At 63.7% G+C, this 24091-nt stretch carries 20 protein-coding genes and 1 pseudogene; 14 read left to right on the top strand and 7 right to left on the bottom strand.

What is annotated here, in order from left to right:
- The first annotated feature begins 92 nt into the window (after positions 1-92).
- The 5 genes from acnA to IPK69_09775 all read left to right on the top strand — a co-directional run bounded on the left by acnA (position 93) and on the right by IPK69_09775 (position 6952).
- A complete protein-coding gene (acnA, locus tag IPK69_09795; protein QQS08284.1) occupies positions 93-2948 on the top strand; it encodes an aconitate hydratase AcnA in 2856 nt (951 codons plus the stop codon).
- Positions 2949-2965: 17 nt separating this feature from the next.
- Positions 2966-3793, top strand: a complete 828-nt coding sequence (locus IPK69_09790; GenBank protein ID QQS08283.1) for a CPBP family intramembrane metalloprotease — start codon at positions 2966-2968, stop codon at positions 3791-3793.
- Between the two features lie 4 nt (positions 3794-3797).
- Positions 3798-4235, top strand: a complete 438-nt coding sequence (locus IPK69_09785) for an acyl-CoA thioesterase (GenBank protein ID QQS08282.1) — start codon at positions 3798-3800, stop codon at positions 4233-4235.
- 21 nt (positions 4236-4256) lie between these two features.
- Entirely contained in the window at positions 4257-6179 is a 1923-nt protein-coding gene (locus IPK69_09780) for a RecQ family ATP-dependent DNA helicase (GenBank protein QQS08281.1), read from the top strand.
- Positions 6180-6460: 281 nt separating this feature from the next.
- A complete protein-coding gene (locus tag IPK69_09775; protein QQS08280.1) occupies positions 6461-6952 on the top strand; it encodes a hypothetical protein in 492 nt (163 codons plus the stop codon).
- A gap of 137 nt (positions 6953-7089) precedes the next feature.
- On the opposite strand, the gene IPK69_09770 is transcribed toward IPK69_09775, so the two are convergent.
- From IPK69_09770 to IPK69_09745, 6 genes and pseudogenes are all read right to left on the bottom strand, one after another.
- Positions 7090-7944, bottom strand: a complete 855-nt coding sequence (locus IPK69_09770; GenBank protein QQS08279.1) for a 2-C-methyl-D-erythritol 4-phosphate cytidylyltransferase — start codon at positions 7942-7944, stop codon at positions 7090-7092.
- Positions 7945-7984: 40 nt separating this feature from the next.
- Positions 7985-8593 (bottom strand): D-sedoheptulose 7-phosphate isomerase, encoded by a 609-nt coding sequence (gene gmhA / locus IPK69_09765; GenBank protein QQS10461.1) that lies wholly within the window; start codon positions 8591-8593, stop codon positions 7985-7987.
- A gap of 197 nt (positions 8594-8790) precedes the next feature.
- Positions 8791-9399, bottom strand: coding sequence for a hypothetical protein (locus tag IPK69_09760; protein ID QQS08278.1), 609 nt, complete (start codon positions 9397-9399; stop codon positions 8791-8793).
- An 83-nt stretch (positions 9400-9482) separates the two neighbouring features.
- Positions 9483-9923: a PEP-CTERM sorting domain-containing protein gene (locus tag IPK69_09755; GenBank protein ID QQS08277.1), complete on the bottom strand. Its 441-nt coding sequence runs from the start codon at positions 9921-9923 to the stop codon at positions 9483-9485.
- 442 nt (positions 9924-10365) lie between these two features.
- A complete protein-coding gene (locus tag IPK69_09750; protein QQS08276.1) occupies positions 10366-11910 on the bottom strand; it encodes a methyltransferase in 1545 nt (514 codons plus the stop codon).
- A gap of 108 nt (positions 11911-12018) precedes the next feature.
- A pseudogene (locus IPK69_09745) lies at positions 12019-12201 on the bottom strand (RHS repeat-associated core domain-containing protein).
- A gap of 43 nt (positions 12202-12244) precedes the next feature.
- Between IPK69_09745 and IPK69_09740 the strand changes: the two are divergent.
- Positions 12245-12499 carry a transposase gene (locus IPK69_09740; protein QQS08275.1) on the top strand — a complete coding sequence of 85 codons (255 nt, stop codon included), beginning with the start codon at positions 12245-12247 and terminating at the stop codon, positions 12497-12499.
- Positions 12500-13418: 919 nt separating this feature from the next.
- Here IPK69_09740 and IPK69_09735 read toward each other — a convergent pair.
- On the bottom strand, positions 13419-14801 hold the full coding sequence (locus IPK69_09735) for an RHS repeat-associated core domain-containing protein (protein QQS08274.1): 1383 nt from the start codon (positions 14799-14801) through the stop codon (positions 13419-13421).
- Between the two features lie 406 nt (positions 14802-15207).
- Here IPK69_09735 and IPK69_09730 point away from each other — a divergent pair, with 406 nt between their 5' ends.
- The 8 genes from IPK69_09730 (at position 15208) to IPK69_09695 (ending at position 24080) form a co-directional block, all read left to right on the top strand.
- On the top strand, positions 15208-16632 hold the full coding sequence (locus IPK69_09730) for a hypothetical protein (protein ID QQS08273.1): 1425 nt from the start codon (positions 15208-15210) through the stop codon (positions 16630-16632).
- A 37-nt stretch (positions 16633-16669) separates the two neighbouring features.
- Positions 16670-17776 (top strand): lysophospholipid acyltransferase family protein, encoded by a 1107-nt coding sequence (locus IPK69_09725; protein QQS08272.1) that lies wholly within the window; start codon positions 16670-16672, stop codon positions 17774-17776.
- A 120-nt stretch (positions 17777-17896) separates the two neighbouring features.
- Positions 17897-18337, top strand: a complete 441-nt coding sequence (locus IPK69_09720) for a response regulator (protein QQS10460.1) — start codon at positions 17897-17899, stop codon at positions 18335-18337.
- Positions 18338-18343: 6 nt separating this feature from the next.
- On the top strand, positions 18344-18670 hold the full coding sequence (locus IPK69_09715; GenBank protein QQS08271.1) for a hypothetical protein: 327 nt from the start codon (positions 18344-18346) through the stop codon (positions 18668-18670).
- 23 nt (positions 18671-18693) lie between these two features.
- Positions 18694-18996 (top strand): FmdB family transcriptional regulator, encoded by a 303-nt coding sequence (locus IPK69_09710; GenBank protein ID QQS08270.1) that lies wholly within the window; start codon positions 18694-18696, stop codon positions 18994-18996.
- Between the two features lie 131 nt (positions 18997-19127).
- Positions 19128-21659: a VCBS repeat-containing protein gene (locus IPK69_09705; GenBank protein ID QQS08269.1), complete on the top strand. Its 2532-nt coding sequence runs from the start codon at positions 19128-19130 to the stop codon at positions 21657-21659.
- Between the two features lie 132 nt (positions 21660-21791).
- Complete coding sequence (locus IPK69_09700) at positions 21792-22913, top strand: SPFH domain-containing protein (protein ID QQS08268.1); 1122 nt, start codon at positions 21792-21794, stop codon at positions 22911-22913.
- A 24-nt stretch (positions 22914-22937) separates the two neighbouring features.
- On the top strand, positions 22938-24080 hold the full coding sequence (locus tag IPK69_09695) for a hypothetical protein (GenBank protein QQS08267.1): 1143 nt from the start codon (positions 22938-22940) through the stop codon (positions 24078-24080).
- Positions 24081-24091: the final 11 nt, after the last annotated feature.

Here is a 24091-nt window from a genome sequence, read left to right as displayed (position 1 = left end):
CACATGATTGATTCGATTCATGCCTCGTCGCGCCGATAATGAACGGTGAGCCACGAGGGCTCGAGCACGCAACCAGCACGAAGGAGCCGACCATGGGAACCCCGTACAACGCACGCCGAACGCTCAAAACCGCCCACGGCGAGTACGCCTACTTCGCGTTCGACGCCCTGAAGGACGCCCGCATCGGGCACGTCGAGAAACTCCCCTACTCCATCAAGGTCCTCCTCGAGGCCATGCTCCGCAACCTCGACGGCTTCATCGTCACCCAGGACGACGTCGCCGGGATGGCGAACTGGAACGCGAAGAGTCCGGCCAAGGAGGAGATCCCCTTCATGCCCGGGCGCGTCGTCCTCCAGGACTTCACGGGCGTCCCCTGCGTCGTCGATCTCGCCGCGATGCGCGACGCGATGCGCGACCTCGGCGGCGACCCCAACCTCATCAATCCCCTCGTCAAGTGCGACCTCGTCATCGACCACAGCGTGCAGGTCGACGCGTATGGCCCCGGCGCGGGCGGGCAGACCGCACTCACCATCAACTCCGACAAGGAGTTCGAGCGCAACGCCGAGCGGTATCGCTTCCTCAAGTGGGGCCAGCAGAGCCTGAGCAACTTCAGCGTCGTGCCACCGGCGACGGGCATCGTGCACCAGGTGAACCTCGAGTATCTCGCGAGCGTTGTGCTCACCAAGGACGCCGACGGCGCGACCGTCGCCTTCCCAGACTCCTGCGTCGGCACCGACAGCCACACCACGATGGAGAACGGACTCGGCGTCGTCGGCTGGGGCGTCGGCGGGATCGAGGCCGAGGCCGTCATGCTCGGCCAGCCGATCTACATGCTCACGCCCGAGGTCATCGGCTTCCGCCTCAAGGGCAAACTCCCCGAGGGCAGCACCGCGACCGACCTCGTCCTCACCGTGACCCAGATGCTCCGCAAGAAGGGCGTCGTGGACAAGTTCGTCGAGTTCTTCGGCGAAGGCATGGCCGCCCTCAGCGTCCCCGATCGTGCCACCATCGCAAACATGGCCCCCGAGTACGGCGCGACGATGGGCTTCTTCCCCGTCGATGCCGTCACGCTCGACTACCTCCGCTTCACGGGCCGCGACGAGAAGACCGTGGCGCTCGTCGAGGCCTATTGCAAGGCCCAGGGCCTCTTCTGGACCAAAGGCTCAGCGGAACCCGAGTTCACCGATGTCCTCGAACTCGATCTCTCGACGGTCCGTCCCTCTCTCGCCGGGCCCAAGCGCCCGCAGGACCGCGTGGAACTCACAAACGTCAGGTCCGCGTGGAACAAGGAACTCGTCGACACGTTCGCCAAGAAAGCCCCGGCAGAGACCGTCCATGTCGGTCGATTCGTGAGCGAGGGGGGCAATACCGCTGGTCAGTCCACCGCCCCCACCGCGAACGGAGAGTCAGACGCCGGTTGCGTCGGCGTTCCCGTCACCTTCAAGGGCCAGGGCTTCCGCCTCCACCACGGCGACGTCGTCATCGCCGCCATCACCAGTTGCACCAACACCAGCAACCCCGACGTCATGATCGCCGCGGGCCTCGTGGCGCGCAAGGCCCGGGCGCTCGGGCTCAACTCCAAGCCCTGGGTCAAGACCAGCCTCGCCCCGGGGAGCAAGGTTGTCACCGATTATTACAAAGCCGCAGGACTCGATACCGACCTCGACGCTCTGGGCTTCCAGACCGTGGGCTATGGCTGCACGACCTGCATCGGAAACTCCGGCCCGCTCCCCGCCGAGATCGAGACCGCCGTCAAGCAGGGCGACGTCGTCGTCGCGAGCGTGCTCAGCGGCAACCGCAACTTCGAAGGACGCGTGCACCCGGCCGTGCGAGCGAACTACCTCGCCAGCCCGCCACTCGTCGTCGCCTACGCGATCGCCGGCTCCATGTCGATCGATCTGTCCACCGATCCGATCGGCATGAGCAAGGACGGCAAGAAGGTCTACCTCAAGGACATCTGGCCGACCCACGCCGAGGTCCAGGCCGTGAAAGCCAAGGCCGTCAAGCCCGAGCACTTCCAGAAGCAGTACTCCAACGTCTTCACGGGCAACCCGACATGGAACACGGTCCCCGTCAGCAAGAGCGATCTCTACGCCTGGGATGGCAAGAGCACCTACATCCAGAGCCCACCATACTTCACCGGCATGGGCGAGAAGCCCGGCATGCCCAAGCCGATAACCGGCGCCCGCTGCCTCGTCCACGTCGCCGACAGCGTCACCACCGACCACATCTCCCCCGCCGGGGACATCGCCGAGAACTCCCCCGCGGGCGACTATCTCAAGAGCCTCGGCGTCACGAAAGCCGAGTTCAACAGTTACGGCAGCCGCCGCGGCAACGACCGCGTCATGACCCGCGGCACCTTCGCCAACGTCCGCGTCAAGAACATCCTCACGAAGGACGAGAGCGGCAAGCCCAAGGAGGGCGGCTGGACCAGGGATCTCTCGAAGGCCGGCAGTGGCAAGATCGACTGGATCTACAACGCGAGCCTTCATTATAAGAACGAGCACACGCCCCTCATCGTCCTCGCCGGCAAGGACTACGGCATGGGCTCCTCACGCGACTGGGCCGCGAAGGGCACACTCCTCCTCGGCGTCCGGGCCGTCATCGCCGAGAGTTTCGAGCGCATCCACCGCAGCAACCTCGTGGGCATGGGCGTGCTTCCCCTCTGCTTCAAGAACGGCCAGAACGTGCAGTCGCTGGGCCTGTGCGGGACCGATGTCTTCGATATCCACCTCCAGGTCAGCAAGGAGGGCCTCGTCACGCCCCGCGGCGACGTGAAGGTCACCGCGACGATCACCCAGGGCACGAAGACGGGACAACGAATCGAGTTCACAACGACGTGCCGCATCGACACCCCCGTCGAGGCCGAGTACTACCGAAACGGCGGCGTACTCCAGACCGTGCTGCGGCGACTCCTCAACGAGAGCCGCCAGCACGCGATGGCGTGACCGGGTACGCTCTGCGGATGGACAATCCAGCGGCCGAGCCCGACCTCAACCCGAGTTCTTTGCCCGGTGATGAAGTGCCAACCAGCACTTCACCACCGGTTTCGTTCCATCCGGACCAGATCGATCCGGCGGCCGCGCATGCTGAACGTCGCCGGTTATGGATCGAGGTCTTTGCCATTCTGAGTGTCGGGGTCGTTCCTCATCTCATTCATGGAATCAGTTCGTTCGTTGGTGCACAACCCCAGGCCGCTGGGGTCCAATGGAACGCTCCGAACTTCTTCCTCTCGCTCGGTGTGGGAGCGATTCCTTCCATCGCCTGCGGGCTGTTTATCGCCTGGAGCAGCCGCGAACATCCTTCCACATTCGGATTCGTGCGTCCCAAACCCGCGCTGGACATCGTGCTGGTAGTGGCAGCCCTGGTTGGCGCGTACGCGTCGTGGTGGGCATACTCCGCCTCAGTCGGGTACTACATGCAGTTGTTTGGCACGACACCAACCGTCAATGATTCCATCACCACATCAATGGTGCCGCCTGCGTCATTGAGCGACCACATGTTGTTTGTTGCGAGCTATGTGCTCAACGCCGCAGGGGAGGAGATTGTGCTCTGGGCAGTACTCTTCACGCGAGTCGAGAAACTTCTCCGCGTGCCGGTGCTCGATGTGCTCATTGTCGCGTGCGTCTTCGCATCATACCACATCTATCAAGGTGTTTTCGCGTGCGGCGCCATCGCCTTTCACGGTCTGGTTGTCGGGCTGCTCTTCCGCACGACGCGACGCATACTTCCGCTCATCATCGCGCACGCGACCTGGGACCTTATCCTGTTTTACTCATATATGACACCCTGAACTGATGACCAAACCCACACACACTCCCGCACTTCAGAGTGACACACCCCTCGTGATCCCCGTCGCCTGGGGCGAGATGGATGCGCTCGGACACGTCAACAACATCGTCTACTTCCGATACATGGAATCCGCCCGCGTCGCGTTTCTCCTGCGTCTGGGCATCAACCGCCTCGAGAGCGAGGCGGGCATCGGCGTCATCCTCCAGAGTGTGCAGGCAAGGTTCCGCCGGCCGATCGTCTACCCCGACACCGTCCACGTCATCTCGCGCGTCACCAGTGTCGAGCGGGATCGCTTCACGCTCGAGCACGACATCCGCAGCGAGAAACTGGGCGAGATCGCCGCCATCGGCTCGGGCGTCATCGTGTCGTACGACTACGAGAGGGCTGCAAAGGTCGATCTCCCCGAGCGCTGGGCGACACTCCTGCGTGAGTGCCTCCGGTAGGTCGGCGTACACTCCTGCCGCATGGACGCAATCCCACCCGATGGCGCGGGAAACGATCCTCGCTCGCTCGACGAGCGGATCATGCGTGCCGTGCGCGACACATGGGGCTTCGAGACGCTCCGCCCCATGCAAGCCGAGTCCATCCGCGCAACGCTCGAAGGGCGCGACTCGCTCACCGTCATGCCGACCGGCGGCGGGAAATCCCTGTGCTTCCAGGTTCCACCGATGGTCACGCGCCGACCGACGCTCGTGATCTCGCCTCTGATCGCGCTCATGCAGGACCAGGTCCGCGGGCTTGAGGTCGCCGGCGTTTCTGCTGTGGCCGCCCACTCGAATCTATCACCCGACGAGGCCATGTCCGTCCGCGAACGTCTCGCATCGGGCGACGTCCGCGTGGTCTTCGTCTCGCCGGAGCGGCTGCTCTCGCACGAGGGAATGTCGCTCGCCGTGCGATTGAATCCCGGCGCGATCGCGATCGACGAGGCCCATTGCATCAGCCAATGGGGCCACGATTTCCGCCCCGAGTATCGCCGCCTTGCAGAACTCAGACGCGCCCTCCCCGGCGTGCCGATGGGCGCCTACACCGCGACCGCCACGCCCCGCGTCCGCGAGGACATCATCCGCCAACTCGCGCTCCGCGATCCCGTTGTCCTCGTCGGGCGCTTCGATCGTCCGAATCTCACCTATCGCATGCTCCCGCGTGGCGATCTCGTGCGCCAGGTCGCCGAGGCCATCGAGCGACGAGGCGGGCACGCCGAGCCCGGTGCGGCGATCGCGTACTGCATCTCCCGCCGCGAGACCGAGAATCTCGCCGAGGCCCTGCGTGATCGCAAGATCGACGCGAAGGCTTATCACGCCGGACTCGACGCCAAGACTCGCACGCGCGTCTCGCGCGATTTCCGCAACCAGACCCTTGACGTCGTCTGCGCCACCGTCGCCTTCGGCATGGGGATCGATCGCCCCGACGTCCGATGCGTGATCCACGCGGGCATGCCCAAGACCCTCGAGCACTACCAGCAGGAGACCGGGCGCGCCGGACGCGATGGCCTCCCAGCCGAGTGCCTCCTCCTCCACGCCCCTTCCGACAAGGCCAAGTGGGCCCGCATCCTCCAGATGAGCGTCGATGAGGGCACCTCGACCGACGAGATCATGCGCGCCCAACTCGCCATGCTCGATGAGATGGCGTCGTACATCGCGCGAGGCCTCTGCCGCCACGCCCAGGTCAGCGAGTACTTCGGGCAGACCTACACACCCGAGAACGGCCAGGGCTGCGACGCCTGCGACGTCTGCCTCGGCGAACTCGAGACCATCGACGACGCGCAGGACATCGCCCGCAAGATCATCTCCTGCGTCGCGCGATGCAACCAGTCCTTCGGCAGCGCCCACATCGCCCGCGTCCTCACCGGTTCAAGGTCCAAACCCGTCACCGATCGCGGGCACGACCAACTCAGCACCTTTGGCCTGCTCCGCGATCTCCGCCCCGCGCGCGTGCAGGGGTTCATCAACCAGATCATCGACGCCGGACACCTCGAACTCACGCCCGTCGGCAACGGCTTCGCGAACGTCCTCACGCTCACCAAGTCGAGCATGAGCGTCCTCAAGAACGAGGTCAGCGTCGATCTCGTCGAGCCGCGCGTGGATGAGGATCGCCCGGAGCGCACTCCCAATCGTCGCCCGCGCGAACGCCGTGCCGCACCGGAGATCGAGGTTGTGCTCTCCGATGATGACTCTCGCCTCTTTGAATCCCTGCGCGAAGCACGCCGCGAGCTCGCCACCAGCCGGGGCGTCCCGCCGTTTGTCATCTGCCACGACAGCGCCCTGCGAGAGGTCGCCAAGACCCGCCCCACCTCGCTCGAACAACTCGCCACCATCCGCGGCTTCGGCGCGCGAAAGGTCGAATCGATCGGCGAGACCCTCCTCGCCCGAGTCCGTAATCACTCCTGACGCGACCACTCTCCACCCTCCCGTACTCCCGCGCGCCTCCCACACGCCCCACGTCCGTGTTGGTCGTCATCTGTTCGACTCCCGTTCGCGCGGCCACGCGCAGAAACGCAAGAACTGCCGATTGTGCAAGAACTCACGCGGAATTCCGAACAAACGCGGTGCGTCGAGAGAACATGTTCGAACAGAACTGTCTTCGCGAGCGCTATCATCTCGACCCATGGCGCGTGTGCGCCATGGCGACTCGCACGACACTCACGCAATCTCTCTGGGAGGGTTCATACATGAAGACGTTGCTCAAGGTTCTGACGCCGGTCGCCATCGCCGCGATGGTCGTTGCCGGCTGCGAAGAGAAATCGCCCACGGCCGGCTCCGGGACGACCGGATCCAGCTCCGTCCCCGGCAAGGCCGTGGACGCCGCCAAGGGCGTCGCCGGCGCCGTCGCCGACAAGTCCAAGGAGGCCGCCGCCGCCGCCGACAGCGCCATGGGTGGCGCCAAGGACGCCGTCGTCGCGGGCTTCAACACCGCGCTCGAGGGTGTCAAGGGCACCATCGACCAACTCAAGGCCAAGGTCCCCGGCGTCTCCGCCGAGAACAAGGACGCCCTCAACTCAGCGATCTCCGGCCTCGAGAGCAAGTTCACCGCCGCCAAGAACAAGATCGCCGACCTCAAGAACGCCACCGGCGACTTCTCAGGCCTCAAGGACGAGATCACCAGCATGATCGACGGCCTGAAGACCGCCGCCAAGGACGCCGCGAGCAAGTTCCTCAAGTAATCAATCACACGCACGAGCGTGATTTCAGAAACTCACACTGGGGCCGCACTCGGCCCCTTTTTCATGCGCCCATGCACGACTCGAGTCCGTCTTTGAACCGTGTCTTTCAAACACAGAACGTCTCGGCCGCAACTCATTCAAAACTTCTTGTGCGTCGCCCGTCCCTCGGGTGCACGCACGCCAAGGATGTGCCGTGCCAGGTCCAGGTCCGCCGGCCTCGTGATCTTGATGTTCCGCACATCCCCCTGCGCCAGCGCCACGCGTCGCACCGGCGTCTCCGCCCCAAGCAGACGCTCGACAAGCGCCGAGTCGTCGGTGATGCGCATCCCCTCGCTCGCCCATGCCGCCGCGTTCTCGTACGCCGCGCGCAGCAACCCAGCCTCAAAGACCTGCGGCGTCTGGATAAGAAACACGCCCTCGCGCGGCATGGTCCGCGTCACCACACGCAACCGTTCCTTGGACCGATCCGTCTCGCCGAGGATCGCCGCGAGCGGGTCCGGCGCATTCGCCGCTTCATCGGTCTCCACGCCCTCCTTGATCGTGTCGCTCAACTCCACCCCGGGCACCACCGCGGGAAACCTCGCCGCGAGATCCATGACGCGATCGATCATCTCGCCTGATGCGCAGGGCCTCGCCGCATCGTGCACCGCGATGTGCGTGCATTCACTCGGCACATGCTCCAAAGCCCCGAGCACCGACTGCCACCGATGCTCCGCGCCGCCGGGCACGATCCTCGCGCCGAGCAACCCCAATCGATCCGCGTGCCGCTCGCGGAACTCCTTGTACACCGATGGATCGGGCGACTCCGCCGGCCCCGCGACGATGATCGTCGAGAGCACGCCCGTCAGCCCCTCATGCTTCACGAAGAGTTCGACGGTCCGCTGCAACACCGGGCGACCGCCAAGATCCTCATCGAGTTTGTGCCGAAGCCCGCCCGCGCCCGAGTACCGACTCGCCGACCCGCCCGCGGTGATGATCAACCCAAGTTTCATGTCGCAGTGTACACGCACGAACTTCGACCACACGGCACGCTCATGAACGACCGAACATCGCCACCTCCACGCCCTCAACGATCGTGTGCAGCACGATCATGTGCAGTTCCTGGATACGGTCGGCCGTCGCCCCGGGCGCGATGAGTTCGACGTCCGCCATGCCCTTGAGTGCGCCCCCCGTCTTCCCCAGGAGCGCGACCACCGACAGTCCTTTGGCCCGCGCCGCCTCGACCGCCAGCACAACATTCTTCGAGTTCCCCGAGGTCGAGAGCACGATCAGCACATCGCCGGCCTTCCCCAGCGCCTCGACCCCGCGCGAGAAGACGCGATCAAAGCCATAGTCGTTGGCCGTGCACGTGATGTGCCCCGCGTCGGCGATCGCGATCGCAGGGAGCGCCGGACGATCGGCCCGAAACCTTCCCGTCAACTCCTCGGCAAAGTGGGTCGCGTCGCAAAGCGAGCCGCCGTTCCCACAGATCAAGACCTTCCCACCGGCACGAATGGACGCCACGACGAGATCGATAACCTTCGAGATGCGGTGCGCCGCGTCGCCGGAGGTGAACTGATCGAGGGCCGATTTCGCCCCGGTCAGCGCGGCGCTCACCAGCAGGATTGAGTCGTCGCTGGGTCGTCCATCGCTCGAAGGCATAGCGTTCGAATCACGGTGCTCGGTCGGCATGCGCGAGTGTACGCCTATGGACGAGGTTTGAGTCTCCGAGAACGCCCGACTCGCGAACTCCAAAAATAAACCCGGGCGCCGCATCCAGCGTACGCCCGGATCGTTCTGCGAAATCTGAGCCTATCTCCCTCGCGGACTCAGACACCGCTCTCCTTCTGGAGATAGAACTATCGACGCCGGCGACGCAGGGCAACCAGCCCACCGACTCCGACCAGACCCAGAGCGCCCGGAGCGGGCACGAAGCGCTGCTCCATGAGGCTCACGTTGGCAAGGTCGATGCCCGCGGTGTCCTCGTTGGCGTTGAACGTCAGCGTGTTCGTGACACGGATCTGCGCCGACGACCGCGAGAAGGTGATGATCGCATCCTCCGGGGGCGGGTTCGCCGAACTGATCACAATGCTCGAGTTCGCGATCGTCCCGGTGTTCCCGGGAGTCAGGTCCTCGACGAGCGTGGCGATGGTCACCGATGCCGCCGAGCCCTGGATCGCGCCAAGCACGCTCAGTATGTTGCGATCGAGCACGTCGCCGCCCGTTCCGGTCACCGTGAAGGTGAACGTCGCGGTGCCCGAGCGCGTCGCGGCAACCCCTGGGTCGCCGACCGTGCCGGTGGCGAAGGGGATCGAGATATCAATGTCATTGGGTCCCGCCGCGGTCGTGAAGCCCCCGCCGAGCGACCCCGACTGGGTCACCGACGAGAACACGATCGCGCCGTGCGCCGTCGCGCCTGCCCCGACCAGGGCGATCAATCCAGAGGCGAGTTTCATGTTGCGTCGCATCCGACTTCTCCCAGCCCCGAATGAGGGCCCTATCTAGTACACATCACGTCGAAGTTCCACCGCACTACACAGTCCGTTTGTTCTTACGACCGACGCCGACGGCCCAGGAGGCCCAGCGACCCGATCCCCAGCAAGGCCATCGAACCCGGACTGGGGACGATCGTCTGCCGAAGCAGCGTGACCGTCGCGTTGTCCACGAGTTCCGAGGGCGACGCGGAAAAGACCAGCGTCTTCTTCACCTTGATCGAGCTGCTCCCGCGAGAGAACACGATCGTGGCTGGGTTCGGAGTCGGCCCGTTCAAGAGCAGATCCGCCGAGCCGATCACGCCCTGATTGCCGGGCGTCCGGTCCTCGATGATCTCGTTGAAGATCACCAGTCCCGTCCCGGACACGCTCCCCGTGATGGACGCGATGTCCTGGGTGAGGTTGCCCGAGGTCGAGTCAACGTCAAAGGTGATGATGAGGTTTCCTCCGCGGATCGGATTGGTGGAGTCGCCGACAGTGGCTCCCCCTCCGCCGAACACGATGTCAATCGTGTCCGTTCCGACCATGGTCGAGACACCCGCACTGAGCGAGCCACTGACCTGCACGTTGGAAACGATGAGAGCTCCTGAAGAGAGGGGGGCAAGAATCCCAAGCCCGATCCCAAGAGCAGCGATAGATGTAACAGTCCGGCGCATGAGGTTCCCCTCTGGTTGCCGCGAACGACTCGCACCCTCCCGTTCGCGCCACGCGCACGGGAACCGATATGACGAGAAAAACCCCGAACCTGACCCGACCAGTCGTCATCCAGCCTTCGCCGGTGACTCCTGGTCCAAACCCAGGGGTTTCCTCACATAAGTAGATGTACAACAGATTTTGGGAATTACCAGGAAAGTTGAAAGAAAAACTGCTCCAGGCGTCAAATTCCTTCCAGGCGGGCACAATCGACAAGTTTGCCTTTACCCAAACTCACACGATTGCCCCTCAAATCACTTCCGCCAGCCCCTTTTCAACCAACCATCCCCCTAAACGGGTAGCCATCGGCGCGATGGCCCCAGTTCGATCACCGGCCAAGCTGGTAAGGATCGACATCACAGATCGACGTCCGTCCAAAGACAGAACAAAGGCGGCTTGATTCGCGTCAACCTCTTGGCGGATCGGGAAGCCGTTCGCAAGCTTCAAAGCCGTCGAGACTTGCGTCCAGCCGCCGTCCTCCGACCCCGTCGAACCATTCTCGGACGTGCCCGGACCGAGGATCGTCTCCAGTCTCAAATCCGGCGAGGGCCTCAATACCGCATCCGCCAGCCGCTTCTCGGCCTCCGCCCCCATCCCCGCCAGCACATGGCGCCCCGCAAAGATCCGGGCCAGGTGCTCCCCCACCGCCCGATCGACCACCTCGGGCATGTCATCCGCCGAGATCCAGTTCCCGCCCGGCGTCCCAGGGGCGGCCGAACTCGACCGCTTCCGGAGCGTGGCCGTGCCGTAGGTAATCCCGATGATCCCAAGATCCTGGAAGGACTTGAGCCACTCCTGCAACACGCGCCACCGTTGATCCGGCGGCACAGGCTCGCTCTCCTCGATCCAACTCGTGGCGTATTCCAACGCATTCTGGACCTTGGAGTTCAGGATCAGCGCATCGCAGTTGCTGCCACGGAGCCAATCGACCACGCGATCGCGGACGGGCTTGGTCGCCAGGGTTGCCCAGTTCCCGATAATCTGGGCAAAGCCGCCCTCGCTCAGGTGCTGCGGAGCCTTGCGGATGACGGTCTCGGTCATGGCGTCCCCCGCCATGCCGCTGTCTCTATACATATAGCCGGCCTTGGGCGTGATCACGAACGGCGGGTTGCAGAGAATGTGATCGAACGACTCGCCGGCGACGGGCTCAAAGAGGCTCCCCTGGCGGAACTCGACGTTGGTGATGGCGTTGAGTTTCGCGTTGAACCGAGCAAAGGCGATGGCGTGAGGGCTGAGGTCGGTGCCGACGACGTGATCGGAGTGTTTCGCGGCCAGGAGCGCCAAAACGCCGCAACCCGTGCCAACATCGAGGGTTCTGGCGCGACGATGGGTCAGCATCTGGCACGCCAGAGCCCGGCTGGTCATCCCCGGGCCCATGACGAAGTCGTTGGCGGCCGGGCCATGTTGCAGGCGGGCGGAATAGGCGAGGACGAGGTCCTGGTATGGCATCACCGTGACTTTCGCCGCCGCCGCGACCCCCTGCCCCGGGAAATCCTGGAGCACGAGCAGCCCGGCATCGGCAAGCACCTTGGCCGAGAGCGGGGCCAGCCCCTCGTCCACATGGGCGGCATGGAGCGTCTCGCCCAGAATGAAGAGTTTGATCAGGATGTCGATGGGCCGACCCGCCGACGTCCGGGCCGAGAGCAAAGGCGGCGCGGTCCGACGTAGCGTTTCAAAGTCCGGCACGTTGACGGCCTTGCAGACCCCTGAAATCGAATAGTCGGCCCTGGCGAGTACCTCGCGAAAGGCGGCCAGGTCGGCATCGGACGAGAACGCGGGCGCGAGTGTGCTCATAACGGGCACAGTACGCGATGACGTGATTCGTCGAGGCACCGAGACGTCTTCAAGTTGCTCGGGACGCGAACATTGGCCACACGAGTTGCTCAACCAATCACCAAATACGAGCCCATACGGATCCCAGCGTCCAATGGGATCGCTGCTGCAGCACGCATTCAGGTTCAGCCCATCGACAAACCCGGCGGGGTCTCGCTGGAGCCATCGGCCCAGTTCGGGGTCGAGGACTCGGTGGCGGACGTGGTAGAGGTTGAGGTGGGGGTCGTACTGATAGCCGCGGTAGGCGAATCGGACAACGCCGCTGCCGTACTAATCGCCGAACCTCAACGCGCATGTGGAACGGCTGATCCAGAGTGTCCAGGCCGAGTGTCTTGACCAATTCGTGATCCTCGGCACGCGGCACCTGGACTACCTGCTGCGTGAGTACGTCGATCACTACAACCGGGAACGGCCGCACTCGTCGCTGGAGTTCGCGACGCCGATGTGTCGGCGGCCATCGATCCGCGCCGGGCCGGCTGATCGCCGAGAGGTCCGCTGCCGATCAAGACTTGGCGGCGTGATCAAGCACTACTACCGAAATGCCGCTTGATGTCGATTGTGGGCCGAAATGCTGCTGAATCTGGCGTGCTGAATATTTGTACAGGAAGCTACTACCCGAAGGCCGCGTGATGTCGAATGCGGGCTGAAATACCGCTGAATATGGCGAGATTAGTATTTGTACATGAAGAATGAATACTTATTTAGGTGGCTCACCGACGCGACCGCACTCGGGACATCGCTCTACACCGGTTCGAGAATACCCGCAATAGACGCACAGTCCTCGTCGGCGATTTAATAATAAACGCACATAAGATGCTGTAACTGAAGAGGTTAAGAGAACTGAAGTCCAAATTGTCCAATTGAGAATGAATCCTGACCAGACGACACCCAGTGGAATACCCAATTGTGCGCGTTGCGTACTATCCATACGTTGATCATTTGGCACCAAAGGGATCCAGTATTTTGATCGCGTGGTCCAAGTTGCATCGATCCATCTAATGTGCCAAGAGTCAGTGAATGGCCAGCCGTGTCCTACGAACACAACATAGTGATTTACAGCAGAATTTGCAAAGCCGTGTGCACGAGTCAACTTCTGTTTAACCCATTGAACATTACACTGCTTCCTTGCTTCCCACAATGCAGATGGGGATGCGCCGGAAGACACATCCAATGATGGACTGGCATTTACAAGTCGTTCCGATTCTGACACGCTTACATCGCCTGTCCAATGATTTGAAAATGGATCGACATATACCCAAATCTCGAACCGTTGAGTGAACGTTCGCCAGCCGACATGCGCATGAGGATCCCAGTAGGTCGCACTCCAGTTTCCAGAGTGATCTGTTATTAGCCATGGCAACAGCGTTCCAGTGATTTTAGTGCAAATCGTTGCAATTAATGAGACTATAGCAATTTTCGAGCAATTGCAGATTGACAAACTGTTGTTTCGAGAAGTAAAAATTCTCATTCTACATCCCATCGCGACACAACCTGCACATAGTTCTACGCTGATTTTCCAAATTAAGCTTCACTCCTTCGCAAGTCGTTCTCGCTCGTTTGGCAAGCGAGTTACAATCGAAAGAACTATGACATGCGGTTACACACTCCATAAGACTACAGCGATCGCAATGTTCGCCTGGGCGCCCATCATTCCATGTCCGAGTACCGCAGTTCAGGCGATTTGAAAGTATACCTATGCAGCTATTAGTACACTGAGTTAAATGATTTAGATCTTCGCGACCTGAACCCCACTTACGGGCAATGCAGTTGCACAAAATAGCTCTTCCATCTATGCACGCAACTGCGGCAGGCGAACCTGTCATATTGTCGCATGCTATGCCGCATGCCACGGAGTTCGGGTTGTCTGTTTCGTCGTCCCTTCGTGGTGCGGGCAATATTAGCGGATTAACGGGCACGCAGCGATTGGCGTAAATGTTGTAATAATATCCTGGAGGACACTCCAGATCCCATGGGCCAGTACTGCCTGGATCGAAGTCGTCTTGACGTGAGCATTTAGAAGGCATGTCCAAAAAATCAGTTCGAGACGAGTGTCCACAGCTACTGCATGCGAGGCCATTGGGGTCAGTGAGTGACAACGGAGATGACCTAACATACTCATACAACCCCATGCCATCGATATACCCCAACGGGTCTCGTCGTGTCCACCGTCCCACCCCCGCGTCGTAGACGCGATATCGGACGTGGTAGAGGGACCGCTTGTTGCCGACGAAGGTGGGATCGAACTCGTACCCCGCGTAGCCGCGGCGGTTGCCGATGGTGTCGGCGCCCAGGAGCCAGCGGCCGAGGGTCTGGTAGCCGCCGGTGATGGAGTTGGCGTGGGTGATGTCGTCGCTCTCGACCTTGCCATTGAGGTCGGTGTCCTGGCGGACGTCGTACGACCCGCTGCCGGAGATCGCCGAGTCGTCGGTCGCGTCCCAATCGCCGTCGGAGTCGGTATCGCCCGCGGGGAGTGAGTAGGGCACGCCGTAGGCCGAGTACTTGACCCACTCGACCATCTTTCCGGTGTCGGTGAGGATGGCGCTGACATCGGCGCGCCAGTTCTGGCAGTAGTAGAGGCGTTCCTCGCGGGTGCCCTCAGAGAGGCCCGTCCAGCCGTTCTTCACGTCGCGGTCGGGCTTGATTGTGTGATTGGGGATGACGCTGTCGATGTAGGACGAGCCGGCGAAGCCCCGGCCGCGTCTCCGGAGAGCCAAACCCGCGGCGTGGTGCACGAAGACCTCCTTGGGCTCCTCGTCGTCGTCGCGGAAGGCGTAGCACATTTGGATCATGGTACTGGAAGGGTGTGTGGGCCGCAACACGATGGGTGTGAGAGGGAAGTTGAACCCCGGCATCAGTAGGCCGATCCTTCCATCGCAGGCGCGGCCAACTGATGGCACCCAAGGCAGTATCGACCCATGCCACAGCCTGACTTTGTCTCCCCCAGTGAACACCTCTCAATAGGCAGACCTTCCGGCATCCCATCGGAGGGATCGGACGTATGGGTTTGGCGGACCGCGAATGGCCGGCGTTGGATCTGTCCGGGCGTGGTTCGGGTTAGGCCCGGATCTGCGTCTGGACGACGCGGGGGCTATCGTCTGGTCCCGTGTCTGGTCGCCGATCGGGCCTTTGTCCGTGGTCGGCAGATCCAACGTCGTCGCCTGGGCTTTGGCCATGGCTTGGACAATGGTCTGGGCCGGGTGACTGGACAACAGCGACGGAAATCGCGACACTGACCACCCCGCATCGAGTACGGGCGGGATGAACCGAAAGGGAGCAGCAGCAATGGCGGGTCGGAGCAGCATCGGCGCGGGTCTTGGGACGCTCATCTTCTTCCTCGCGGTGGCCACGCTGGGGCTGCTGGTGACGACGGCCCTCCTCTTTACCAAGTACAAGGAGGCGCAGCGCGACTATCAGGCCGCCAGCGCCCAGATCAACGACATCATCACCCCGGCCGAGCGGAACCAGGACCAGGTGACGGCCCTGATGAGCGCGGCGAAGTCGTCGCGCAAGTCGCTCGTCGGCTATATGACCGATGGCATGGGGCAGGCGATGACGATGGTGACGGGGAGCAAGAACGACACGCCCTCGAGCCTCGAGGCGCGCGTGAAGGGAATCGTGGGCGACGCGAACAGCGGCAAGCCGCTCGTCACGCTCCTCTCCGAGCAGAAGCAGCAGATCCAGGCGCTGCACTCGCAGAAGGCCCAGGCCGAGGCGGCGCAGCAGGCGGCGCTCAACGACCTTAAAGACCAGACCGATCGCGTGAAGCGCATCGAGGAGGCCCACGGCGAGACCGTCGCGGCGCTCACGGCAAAGATCGACGAGAACCGGCAGGGCGTCACCGAACTCCGCGAGGGGACCGAGGCCTTCAAGAAGAGTCTTGACGAGCGCGCCGAGCAGGCCCAGGCCGAGGCCGCGGCGGACAAGAAGCGCCTCGGCGACCAGATCGCGAAACTGACGGAGGAGAACGTCGTCCTCCGCGGGCAGTTGGACACGCTGCGTGGCGAGCGGAACACCATCACGCTCAAGCCGACGGACGAGTTCGCCCTTGTGGATGGACAGATCGTCGCGGTCGAGGGGGCGACGCGTCGCGCGTACATCTCGATCGGGAGCGAGCAGCGCCTGCCTTTGGGGATGACGTTCAGCGTCTATCCCAACGCGGCGGCGATTCGTGCCGAAGGCGAGGGGTACGCCCCGGGGAAGGCGACGCTCGAGGTGATCAACGTCGAGGCGAGCAGCGCGACGTGCCGCATTCTTTCCGAGTCGCGTGGGAACCCGATCGTGGCGGGCGATGTGATCGCCAACGCGGTCTTCGATCCGAATAAGACGTACAAGTTCCTCGTCTTCGGGAACTTTGACGCGAACCGCGACGGCGTCTCGACGCCCGACGAGGCCCAGGATGTCGGCGCGATGATCGCCTCGTGGGGCGGCTCGGTCATCAAGGAACTCCAGCCTGACGTGGACTTCCTGGTGCTGGGCGAGCGCCCGATCCTCCCGCCCCAGCCCGCGCCGGACGCGTCGTTCGAGGTCTTCCGCGAGTTCAAGCGCCTGCAGGACATCGTGCAGAAGTACGACGACCTGTATCGCCAGGGCGTGGCGGCGAGCGTGCCGATCCTCAACGAGAATCGCCTGTACACACTGACGGGCAAGGTCCCGGCCCGCATCCGCGCGACCGCCGAGCGATAAGACCTTTGCGACCGAGGCCTCTCACGGGTGAGCCGCGATGGGATTGAAGATCGCGCACGCGCCCGTCTGGCTGCAGCATCCGCTGGTGCTGGCGCTACGCACGCTCGCCTCTCCCGCGCTGGTCATGCCGATCGACGTGGCGTCTCGCGTGGCGCGATCGGCGCTGCGCTCCTTCGCCACGTCGCGACTCAACCGCAAGAAGTTCCCGCGCGCGATCGCGAACCTGAAGGACGCGTATCCGGAGTGGGACGACGACAAAGTCCACGCGACGGCCGTCGCCGCGTATGAGCATCTGGGTCAACTCGCCGTCGAGTTGCTGCACACGCCGAGGCTTATCACCGAGGAGGGGTACGCGCGGCACCTGTCGCTGGCGGACCTTCGCCAGGGGGCGATGCATCTGATCGAAGGCCGGCCCTGCATCATGATCACGGGGCACGTGGGGAACTGGGAACTTATCGGGTACTCGGTCTCGATGTTGGGCTATCCGATGAGTGCCGTGTATCGCCCGCTGGACTTAAAGCCGCTGGACGCGTGGATGCGCGAGACGCGCTCGAGGCAGGGGCTGAGCCTCGTGAGCAAGCGCGGAGCGCTGCGCGAACTTCCCGCGTCGCTCGAGCGGGGCATGCCCGTGGGGTTAGTGGCCGACCAGAACGGCGGCGACCGCGGGTTGTTCGTGCCGTTCTTCGATCGATTGACCTCGACCTATAAGTCGATCGGGCATCTGGCGATTCGGCACAACGCGATGGTGATCTGCGGGTTTGCCCGGAGGCTTGACCCATCGGAACCCGACCCGATTCCGCAAGAGTTTGGCGAGCCGGCCGCGTGCCGATTGGGCCCATCGAGCATGCGGTATAGCGCGGAGATCGTGGACACCTTTGGGCCCGACGACTGGTCGACGCATCCGGACCCGCTCTTCTACCTGACGGCCCGCTATCGGCGGGCGATGGAGACGATGGTTCGGCGTTCCCCGGAACAGTACCTCTGGATGCACCGTATCTGGCGGAGCCGCCCGCCCCACGAGCGATCGGGAAAGCCCTTCCCCGCCGGCGTGGAGGAGAAACTGCGTGCCCTGCCCTGGATGACGGACGACGACGTCGAACGCGTCAAGGAGCGGAGTCGGCGTGATATGCTGACGCCGGGCTAATGCGGCTCGCGGGCGAGAACGCCACCGGAGGTCGCCATGCCACGAACCACACGCCCCGCGGGCACGCCCGCACCGACTCGGCCTTTGCACGCCGAAGACCACCACACGGGAGACGCTGCCATGTCCGATCATGACACCCAGGCCGAGGGCGGACGACTCGAAGATGTGAAGGTGCTGATCGTGGATGACGATCAGGACATTTTGGAGTCGATGGAGGCGGCGTTCCAATCCGAGGGCGCGCTGACCCAGGTCGCGGTCGATGGAAACGATGCGGTGCGGATCTGCCGCGAGGAGCCGCCGGACTTGGTCATCCTCGACATGATGCTGCCCAGACGCTCGGGGTTCCACGTGCTCGAGGGGATCAAGGGCTTCCCGGACAGCCCGCCGGTCATCATGGTGACGGCCAACGAGGGGAAGCGCCATCAGGCGTACGCCGAGTCGCTGGGTGTTGATCGGTATCTGCTCAAGCCCGTGCCGCTGCAGCGGCTGCTGGAGGCCGCGGTGGAAGTCCTCGATGAGTATGAGGACGAGGACGAGATGGACGATTCGGGCGACGAATAATCGGGCATGGCCCGGAAGCGTCGACAACTCGCCTTGGCGCGCAAACCCGACGAGTCGGGAGAGCCCACGCCGCTCGGCACGCCCGACGAGATCATCGCCAGCGTCGCCGCCTTCAACACCGCGCCCGATGGCGGACCAGCTCGAAGCACCGGCATGCTCCTGCTCCATGGGCCGGGTTTGATCCTGGAACTCCCCATTACCGCCGACACCGTGCAGCAGGTCGTTGTCCACATGAAAGACGAGGACATCGCCTTTCCAGTGCTCCTGCGCCTCTGCAAGACACTCGCCTGGCAGATGATCGATCTCGAGAACGGGATGACCTTCGGCGGCTAGAGTCGATTCACGAAAGACGACCCATGCCCACGTACCTCTACGAGATTCTGGACCCCAAGACCAAGGAACCAACCGGCCGGACGTTCGAGATCGTCCAGTCGATGAAGGAGCCGACGCTCACCAAGCACCCCGAGACGGGCGAGCCGGTTCGCCGGGCGATCGTGGCGCCGAACATCGCGGGGAAATGGTCCGATATCAAAGGCAAGAGCGCCCTCTCGAACAAGAATCTCGATCGTTTGGGTTTCACGAAGTATGAGCGCAAGGGCAAGGGATACATGGAGCGCGTGGCCGGGAACGAGGGTCCACCCTCGATTTCTGCCGATTGACGCATTTTCGCGAGTCCGTTGAATATTGAGATTCTGCAAACTCCGATAATGAACTTCGATTTCGCATTCCGTCCGGTGTGGCTGTTTTGACGAGTTGTGCGACAATAGAGCCGCCGCGACGCGGCATGAACATGACGACTCGATCAACGATCGCGCTGGTGGGTGTGGCGTGCGGACTGTGGGTCTCATCGATATCGCGCGCGCAGCCGTGGCTTCTCGATCAGTCGTGGCATGGCTCGTATGTCGGCAGGTCCAACGATGCTCGGCGGGCGTCGGCGATGACGCTGGCGGACTTTGATGGCGACAATCACCTGGATCTTGCGGTGTCGTATGCCGACACGATTCGGTTCGGCGTGACGATTGCGCGGGGTGATGGGGAAGGGTTCCTGCCGCCGGTGCGGATCTCCACGAGCGCCCCGGCGGGGGTGATGACGGCGATCGACTTCGATCACGACAACGACCTGGACCTGGTCGTGTGCGTGCCGGGTTCGAACAACACCGGGCTGACGCTGGCGCTCCTGCGGAACGAGTCGGTGGCCTTCATCCCGCTTGGATCGATCGTGACCGGCTCCGGCCCAACGGACCTGGCTCAGGCCGATTTCGACAACGATGGATGGATCGATCTCGTCGCGGCCGACTCGGGCGTCGGCGGCGCGACGGGGACGGTCTCGGTCTTCTTTGGGAGTCAGGTGCAGACATTTCTGCCTCGATTCGTCTTTGGCGTCACGCCGAACACACACACGCTCTGTGTCGGGAACTTCGATCAGGATTTCTTCCCCGATATCGCGGCGGCGTCGGCGACGGGGGTGGACCTCCTCCGCAACACGAGCACGGGCGTCTTCGCACCGGCCGTCACGTACAACTCCGGATCGGCGAGCGGCGGGACGACGGGGCGGTTGCTCCGAGGCGACTTCGATGGCGATGGCGACCTCGATCTCCTTGTCACGTCCGTGGTCTCGGCCACCGGTGTTCGCCGGTTCTCCGTCCTCGAGAACAACGGGATGGGGCAGTTTCTAGCGGCTCGGCTCTACGGGAGCGAGGACTATGTCGCGGGCCTCGCGGTCGATCTCGACAATGACGGATTGACGGACTTTGTTGGAGCACGAGGAGCGCTCGGTGGGTTCGACATCTATCGTGCCGTGAGCGCGGGCCCCGGCAACGGTTTCGCGTTCGAGCCGCCGCAGCGTCGATCTGGCGGCGAGTACACGGCGATGCTGGCCATGGGTGATGTCCGCAGCACACCCGATCTGGATTTCCTCGCGTTGGAGCGGTATTCGGATGTCGTGCATGTCCATGTGCACGTCGAGAACGGCTATCGATCGCCCGAGGTCACGGCCCTCCCCGGCATACGTATCGAGGACGCGGGCGATGTGCTCGGCACATCCGAATCGGATCTGCTCGGCGTGATCGACGGTGACGCGACGCAGAACGTGGTGATCGTGCATGCCCAGGGCGGCGTGTTCACGCCACAGGCGCCGGTCGCTGTTGCCGGAGTTCTGAATCTTGGTCGTGCGGTCCTCCGTGACGTGGATCTTGATGGGGCGCTTGACATCCTCGCGGTGGCGACGGACCTCGGCGGAACACACGGCTTTGTGCTGCTCCGCGGGCTTGGCGGTGGTGACTTCTCGCCGGCCGTGTTCCACGCGACGAACGATTGCGGCTCGGTCGATCTTGATGCCGGGGATTTGGATGGCGACGGCGATGGCGAGGTCGTTTTGCTTGAGGGGACGCCATGTCCGGGCGGGCCGGACGAATCCGGGCGGCGCCTGTTCATAGCTCGGAACGAGGGCGACGGGACGTTTATGAACATCACGCCTCTGATCACGAGCGGACCTGGGCGATGCGTCTCACTCGTGCGGCTGGACTCGGATGCTCTCTTGGACATCGTCGTTGGAGAGACGACAATGACGCAGACGTGGCGCACCGATGCCGGATTTGTCTTCTCCAGCCTTCAACAACTCGCTTTCGCGACGGATGCGCTGGCGCTACGCGACACAAACGGCGACGGGTTCGTGGACCTGACGTTCGTGCCGTCGGTTCTCGCGTCGTCACCCGATCGATGGGCGGAACAACTCCTGGTGATCGCCCGTGGAACCACACCTGGGCTGTTCGCGACGCAGCCTCGAATCACGCTCGGGGCGACTACGACCCTTGGAGTCGGAGCGAGCACACCATCGATCGCGGTGGGCGATGTGAACGGCGATGGACTTGCTGACGTGGTTGCGGCACTGCCCCGATCGCGTGATCTCACGATGCTCCTGGGCGATGGACTGGGGACGTTCGGAGCGCCCGTGCGCGTGGGCGTGGGCGGCGACTCGGCCGGGCCGACGCGTGTCTTTGTTCGCGACTTCACGGGCGACGGCGTGGACGACATCGTCGCGTTCTCGCCGGGGCTCTTCCCGGGAACGGGTTCCGCGGCGGCGGGCCTCGCGCTCATCCGTGGTGAGCGTCCGGCGTGTGTCGCCGACGTGGACGACGGGAGCGGGACGGGCACGCCCGACGGGGCCGTCACCATCGATGATCTGCTCTACTACCTCTCCCTCTTCCAGCAAGGCTCGGCAAGCGCGGACGTGGACGACGGGAGCGGGACGGGCGTGCACGACGGCGCGGTGACGATCGATGACCTGTTGTACTACCTCGCTCGGTTCCAGGCGGGGTGCTGAGGGCGGTCGAGCGGGCACGGTCACGTCCTGAAAACTCGGGCCGTACACTCCGAATGAGTGGACGCCGGGGGCGTGCGGCATGGGCCGTACCGACTGTCCCGGCGTGCCGTCGGACTTTGGGTGGAGGCCGCGATGGACATCTGGAAGAAACTGTCGGCCGAGTTGATCGACATCGTCGAGTGGCTCGATTCCTCGCAGGACACGCTGGTATACCGCTTCGAGCGGTACCAGAACGAGATCAAGTACGGCGCGAAACTCGTCGTGCGCGAGGGCCAGGCCGCGGTCTTCGTGAACGAGGGCGCGATCGCCGACGTCTTCCAGCCCGGGACGTACACGCTCGAGACGCGGAACCTGCCGATCCTCGCGACGCTGAAGGGGTGGAAGTATGGCTTCAACTCGCCGTTCAAGGCCGAGGTCTACTTCGTCTCGACGCGCCAGTTCACGGATCTCAAGTGGGGGACGATGAACCCGATCATGCTCCGCGACGCGGAGTTCGGGCCGGTGCGCCTGCGGGCGTTCGGGACGTATGCCGTCAAGGCGACGGACCCCGCGGCGCTCATCAAGGAGATCGTCGGCACGAACGGGCACTTCACGATCGAGGGGCTGCAGGAGCAACTGCGCAACCTGATCGTCTCACGGTTCACGGACATCCTGGGCGAGTCGAAGATCCCCGTGCTGGACCTGGCGGCGAATCTCAATGAACTCGGGCAGTTCCTCGCAAAGGCCGTCGAGCCGACGTTCAAGACGTATGGCATCAGCGTCCCGACGGTGCTGGTGGAGAACATCTCGCTCCCGCCGGCGGTCGAGGAGGCGCTCGACAAACGCACGAGCATGGGCGTTATCGGAAACCTCAACGCGTACACCCAGTTCCAGGCGGCGGAGGCGATGCGCGACGCGGCGAAGAACCCGTCGGGGACGGCCGGTGCCGGGATGGGCATGGGCATGGGCTTCGCGATGGCGAACCAGATGGCGCAGTCGATGACGCCGAACGCGGGTGCGGCGGGCGGAGGTGCGAGCAGCGTGGGCACGCCACCGCCGATCCCTGGCGCCGCGGCGATGTTCTTTGTCGCTGTGGGCCAGACGCAGACCGGGCCGTTCGATCTCCAGTCGCTGGCATCGAAGGTACGCGCTGGTGAACTCACGCGTGAGACGCTGGTGTGGAAGCAGGGCATGGCGCAATGGACGCGGGCGGATGCGGTCGCGGAGTTCGCGCCGATCTTCGAGGCCTCGCCGCCGCCGATCCCGCCTCGATAACCGCCCGGAGGCGTCACACGATCCATGAGCGTCGCCACCTTCCCGTGTCTGTCCTGCGGGGCCGAACTGGAGTTCAAGCCCGGCACGAACAGCCTGACGTGCCCGTACTGCCATGGGCTGAACGAGATTCCTGAACTTCCCGAGGGCGTGGAGGAGCAGGATTTCCAGGGGATGCTCGGTCGCCTTGACAAGGACGCCGAGCACGTCGATCGCCTGGATGTGCCCTGCGGCTCGTGCGGCGCCGTGGTGGAACTGCCGGAGAACGTCACGAGCGCCGCGTGCCCGTTCTGCGGGTCGAACGTCGTCGCGACGGGCGCATCCCATCGGATCATCAAGCCCCAGGGTGTGCTGCCGTTCGGGATCGCGCGCGACAAGGCGCAATCGATGTTCCGCGAGTGGATTGGCGGGCTGTGGTTCGCGCCGAGCGACCTCAAACAACTGGCGGCCATGACGGGCGTGGAACTCTCGGGCGGGCGGGCGATGTCGGGCGCGGGGTCGTCGATGCAGGGGTCGGTGCTCTCGGGGGTGTACCTGCCCTATTGGACCTTCGACGCGAAGACGACGACGCCCTACACCGGACAGCGCGGCGACGCGTACTACGAGACGCAGTCATACACCGCGATGGTCAACGGCCGACCCCAGCCCCGAACACGACAGGTCCGCAAGATCCGCTGGAGTTGGGCGTCGGGGACCGTGTTCAATGTCTTTGACGACGTGCTCGTGCCGGCGACGGGGTCGCTGCCGCAGAAGACGCTCACGTCGCTCGGCTCGTGGGACACCAAGGACGTCGTGGCGTACAACGACGCGTTCCTGAGCGGGTTCCGAGCCGAGAGTTACACCGTGACGCTCGCGGAAGGGTTCTCGCTCGCCCAGCGGCGTATGGAGCGGATGATCGAGGACACGATCCGGCGCGACATTGGCGGCGACGAGCAGCGGATCCACTCGATGTCGCCGCATTACCAGGAGATCACATTCAAGCACGTGCTCGTCCCGGTGTGGATCAGTTCATACCGGTATCGCGGGAAGATCTTCCGATTCATCGTCAACGCGCGGAGCGGCAGGATCGCGGCGGAGCGGCCGTACAGCGGGTGGAAGATCACCCTCGCGGTGGTGCTTGCCCTGATCGCGATCGGTGTCGTGGTGCTGGTGGTCGCGAGCCAACGATGATCGCTGGACTG

Source organism: Phycisphaerales bacterium (genome assembly GCA_016699835.1).
In the GTDB taxonomy this organism is placed as follows: domain Bacteria; phylum Planctomycetota; class Phycisphaerae; order Phycisphaerales; family UBA1924.
Note: the sequence above shows the minus strand (reverse complement) of the source record. Positions and strands in the feature narration are given on the sequence as shown.